This window comes from Nostoc sp. (genome assembly GCF_035638895.1).
Taxonomy (GTDB): Bacteria; Cyanobacteriota; Cyanobacteriia; order Cyanobacteriales; family Nostocaceae; genus Nostoc.
The window spans coordinates 1-4,805 of record NZ_DASQZC010000407.1 but is presented as its reverse complement, the minus strand read 5'-3'; the positions used below and the strand labels follow the sequence as shown (position 1 = coordinate 4,805).

The 4,805-nt window shown below is 43.3% G+C and carries 4 protein-coding genes and 1 pseudogene; 1 reads left to right on the top strand and 4 read right to left on the bottom strand.

The features are described from left to right. Positions 1-709: pseudogene (locus VE944_RS20145) on the bottom strand (ATP-binding protein); the annotation flags it as partial. Between the two features lie 192 nt (positions 710-901). Here VE944_RS20145 and VE944_RS20140 point away from each other — a divergent pair. Then, complete coding sequence (locus VE944_RS20140) at positions 902-1,138, top strand: hypothetical protein (protein WP_324980870.1); 237 nt, start codon at positions 902-904, stop codon at positions 1,136-1,138. On the opposite strand, the gene VE944_RS20135 is transcribed toward VE944_RS20140, so the two are convergent. The 3 genes from VE944_RS20135 to VE944_RS20125 all read right to left on the bottom strand — a co-directional run bounded on the left by VE944_RS20135 (position 1,131) and on the right by VE944_RS20125 (position 4,788). Then, a complete protein-coding gene (locus VE944_RS20135; protein WP_324980867.1) occupies positions 1,131-1,418 on the bottom strand; it encodes a hypothetical protein in 288 nt (95 codons plus the stop codon). The genes VE944_RS20140 and VE944_RS20135 overlap by 8 nt on opposite strands. A 177-nt stretch (positions 1,419-1,595) precedes the next feature. After that, the gene (locus VE944_RS20130) at positions 1,596-3,239 is read right to left on the bottom strand and encodes an acetolactate synthase large subunit (protein WP_324980864.1); all 1,644 of its coding nucleotides are present in this window, start codon (positions 3,237-3,239) and stop codon (positions 1,596-1,598) included. 181 nt (positions 3,240-3,420) lie between these two features. Next, positions 3,421-4,788 carry an NAD-dependent succinate-semialdehyde dehydrogenase gene (locus VE944_RS20125; protein ID WP_324980873.1) on the bottom strand — a complete coding sequence of 456 codons (1,368 nt, stop codon included), beginning with the start codon at positions 4,786-4,788 and terminating at the stop codon, positions 3,421-3,423. Positions 4,789-4,805: the final 17 nt, after the last annotated feature.

Genomic DNA, 4,805 nt, shown 5'->3' with positions numbered 1-4,805 from the left:
ATTCTGGACAGCGTTGCAACCCAACGCCAATCTCATCCAATAAAATGACTGTCGGAGAATGCAAATTATCGCTGACTACATTCATAAAACGATCTAAATCGCAAGGTGTCGGCACTTGCATCTTTAGTGATTCCAAGATGTACTTTAGCAGCCCTTCTCGGCTTTGCATTCGTGCGTCTTGTAAGTCTACAAAAATCCAACGGTAATTTTCTGGATACGGTAGCCAGTCAGATTTTTGCTCAGGACGCAGCTGTTCTGCTGGGGTGGTGGTGATATTTTTTAAGTAATGCAGCAGCGATGTTTTACCGCTACGCTTTTTGCCGATAATGGCGGCGTTTTGTAGGGGATAGCGTTTGAGTAAGTTGAAGAGGCGTTTTAATTCTTTTTCGCGTCCAAAAAAATAACGCGGCTGGGTGATGGGTGCGCCAATGATGAAGGGCGATGCTTCCCCATTTGTTGGCTGAGGTTTAGGCGGTTGAGTTTCTGGTTCGTTGTATACAATGTCTTGCCACTCTAGTCCTAATTTCTCACAAATTTCTCGAAAATTCTCATAGTCAATTGGTATACCAGTGAAGAAGTTTTTGACAGTGGACAGTGAAGGGCCTATGTCCTCAGAGAACTTTTGCAAGCTAGGATAGCCGTTACGCTGAGGTGCTGACTTAACTTTTTTAATATACTCTGGGGCTACTCGGAGCGATCGCGCCATCATTCCTCATCGAGAAACTGCTGTGAGTATATCAGGTTTTTATACTAGCTAAACAGCAAGGCTATTTAACGATAACGTCTTGCACTCTATAAATTATAGTCATCCTGAACTTAACCAATAATCAACTAAAACTCAACTCCGTCCTCAGCTAGCACCAAGTTCTAATGGGAATGTAAGGGATTAAAGGCTTTGAAAATGAAACGAGAACTGGGAATTCTGCAAATTATCTTATCACTTTGCGGAGTAATGATGTTTGGTACAGTAACCTACGCTGCTATTAATATGGTGAATGGTCAATACCAAGTTGAAATATCGCTCAATACTAAAGGACTCATTATTAAGTCTGATATTGACAAAAGGCAATGCAAACCAGTAGAAGATATTGCCCAAGAGCAGGAAAGCACAAATTCCAACCAGAAGACGATTAAGTAAGAGTAAAAATCAGTGATGAGTTAGAAGTTATTGATTCTAACTCATTGTGAATGAACCTCTGAGCTTCGCTGATGAACCTCTGAGCTTCGCTGATGAACCTCTGAGCTTCGCTGATGAACCTTTTAGCTTCGTCAATGAACCTCTGAACTTCGTCAATGAACCTCTGAACTTCGTCAATAAACCTCTGAACTTCGTCAATAAACCTCTGAACTTCGTCGATGAACCTCTGAGCTTGGTTAATGAGTCTTTGATACTCGTGAATGAACCTTTGAGGCTTCATGGTTTTTTTTACGAACCGCAAAGAACGCAAAGAAAGAGAAGAAATATGTTTATAAATTAACTGAAGTAAAGCGGTGCGTTAGCCTTTGCCATAATGCACCCTACCAAGACACTAAAAAAGTTAGGAATAAATAACTCCTAACTCCTGTACAGACACGATTAATCTCGTCTCTAATTTTTACACCGCACAAGTCAACTCGTCGGCTTTTTGACTAAAGCGGTGATTCTCCCGATAATCTACGGGACAATCTATCACGGCGGGTACATCTTGAGCGAGGGCTTCTTTGAGTACTGGAATCAAATCTAAAGCAGATTCAACTCGGTAGCCTTTCAAACCCATACTTTCGGCATATTTGACAAAATCAGGATTACTGAAATGTACAAAAGATGAGTTTCCTTTGCCAAAGTGATTTTCTTGCTTCCACTCAATTAAGCCATAGCCACCATCATTGAAAATTATGGTGACAAAGGGTGTACCGACACGCAAGGCTGTTTCTAATTCTTGAGAATTCATCATAAAGCCGCCATCGCCTGTTACAGCAACAACTTTGCGCTTAGGATGAACCAGTTTTGCTGCTAAAGCGCCAGGAATGGCAATACCCATAGCCGCAAAGCCATTAGAAATAATGCAAGTATTGGGGCTATGACAATGATAATGACGGGCCATCCACATCTTATGTGCGCCAACATCAGAGATGACGATATCATCTGGGCCCATCACTTGCCGTAAGTCATAAATTAACTTTTGCGGCTTAATCGGAAATCCGTCATCATGGGCGTACTGTTCGTAATCAGCCCGAATCTCTGACCTTAAGCTAATGGCAAAAGGATCGGGTTTACCTTGTCGGTCTGCTAATTTTAAAATTTCATAGAGGGAATCTGAAATATCTCCCACTACTTCGGCGTTAGGAATATAACTACTGTCAATTTCCGCCGGACTTACCCCAATATGCACAATGGGAATTTCACCATTACGATTCCATTTCTTAGGGGAAAACTCAATCAAATCATAGCCGATCGCAATTACTAAATCTGTGTTATCAAAGCCACAAGTAATATAATCTCTTTGCTGTAATCCCACTGCCCACAAAGCTAAATGATGGGTGTAGGGAATCACGCCTTTACCCATGAAGGTATTAACAACAGGTATATTCAACAAAGTTGCAAATTGCGTTACAGCATCACTTGCTTGAGCGCGAATTGCCCCATTTCCTACTAAGATTAATGGGTTAACTGCTTGGCAGATTGCGGCTGCTGCTGCCCGAATGCTAGCAAAAGATGCATAAGTTTTTTCGCTATTATCCTTACGCAAAGGTTTGCCTTCGACGGGCATAGCAGCAATATTTTCTGGTAAATCGATGTGAACTGCACCAGGTTTTTCAGATTGCGATCGCTTAAATGCTTTCCGCACTACTTCCGGTGTAATGCTCGGTCGCACAATCTGCTTATTCCACTTGGTAACAGGCGCAAACATTGCCACCAAATCTAAATATTGATGGGATTCAATATGCATTCTATCTGTTCCCACTTGACCAGTAATCGCCACTAAAGGCGCACCATCGAGGTTAGCATCTGCTACCCCAGTCATCAAGTTGGTTGCCCCAGGGCCAAGAGTAGAAAGACACACTCCGGCTTTTCCTGTTAAGCGTCCGTAGACATCCGCCATGAATGCTGCACCCTGTTCATGACGAGTTGTAATAAATTTAATCGAAGAATGTTTTAACGCTTCCAAAACGTGCAGGTTTTCTTCGCCGGGGAGTCCAAAAATATATTGCACTCCTTCATTTTCTAAGCACTGCACCAATAATTCTGCTGTATTCATTTTATTTCCTAACTATTGACGAATGAATATTGGGGAGTGGGGACTGGGGACTGGGGAATGGGGACTGGGGACTGGGGAATGAAAATATCTTTCCCAAAATCTAAATTTGTAATCTCTAATTCCTAATCCCAATACTTAGTTCCTGATACCCAGTCCCTAATCCCCAGCCCCTAATCCCTAATCACTTCACCCACACGGTTTTAAGATTGACAAACTCATGTATACCCTGAATACTCAATTCTCTGCCATATCCAGAACGCTTGATGCCACCAAAGGGTAATCGGGGATCAGATTTGACCATACTGTTGATAAATACGGCACCTGCTTCGATTTCCTCAACCAAGCGATCGCTCTCTTGGTTGTTGGTTGTCCAAGCACTTGCACCTAAGCCAAAGGGGCTATCATTAGCGAGTTTAATGGCAGCATCGATATCTGGAACCCTGAATAACAAAGCTACCGGGCCAAAGAATTCTTCTTTGGCAATTGATGCTTCAGGCGGGATACCTATGATAATCGTTGGTGGATAAAAGTTTCCAGGACGATTTGATAAAGGATGTCCACCGGTGAGGACTTTACCACCACTACTAATGGCATTTTGCACTTGTTGATCTAAATCCTGGAGAATACGAGGAGTAGCCAGTGGGCCTAAATCGGTATCTGGTTGCATGGGATCGCCTACTTTGAGCGCCTCAAATTTTTCTAAAAGTAATTTTTCAAATTTGTCTGCGATCGCTTCTGCAACAATAAAACGTTTCGCTGCAATACATGATTGCCCGTTATTCAACATCCGCGCTGTAGTAGCTGTGACAACTGCTGTCTCTAAGTCAGCACTTTCTAACACAATAAACGGGTCACTTCCTCCTAATTCCAAAACGGTTTTTTTGATTTGTTTACCGGCGGCGACGGCAAGGGATGCGCCTGCTGGTTCGCTTCCGGTCAAGGTAGCAGCTTTTACGCGCTCATCAGCCATTAAATCGGCGACTTTAGCAGCGCCTATTAATAGAGTTTGAAACGCACCTTCAGGAAAACCTGCCCGTCGGATAATATCTTCAATTGCCAAGGCGCACTGCGGCACATTGGAAGCATGTTTGAGTAAGCCGACATTTCCCGCCATTAGCGCTGGTGCAGCAAAACGAAAAACTTGCCAAAATGGGAAATTCCACGGCATCACCGCGAGAATCGCACCCATTGGATGATAGCGAACAAAACTATGGCTGGCATCCGTTTTTACCGAAACATCAGCCAAAAAACCAGGGGCATGTTCGGCATAGTAGCGACAAACGACGGCGCATTTTTCGACTTCTGCGATCGCAGCTTTAAATGGTTTACCCATTTCCAGAGTCATCAACTTAGCAAATTCTGCTTTGTCTTGCTCTAAAATATCAGCAGCCTTTTGTAGCCACTGCGATCGCTCAGAAAAACTAGTCTGACGATACTGTTCAAAAGCCTGATTAGCTAAATCGAGTTTAGCGGCAATTTCTGCATCATTGAGTGGCTCAAAGGTTTTGAGCGTCTCCCCAGTGGCGGGATTAATGGTGGCGATCGCCATTACCTGACCTCCCGTTA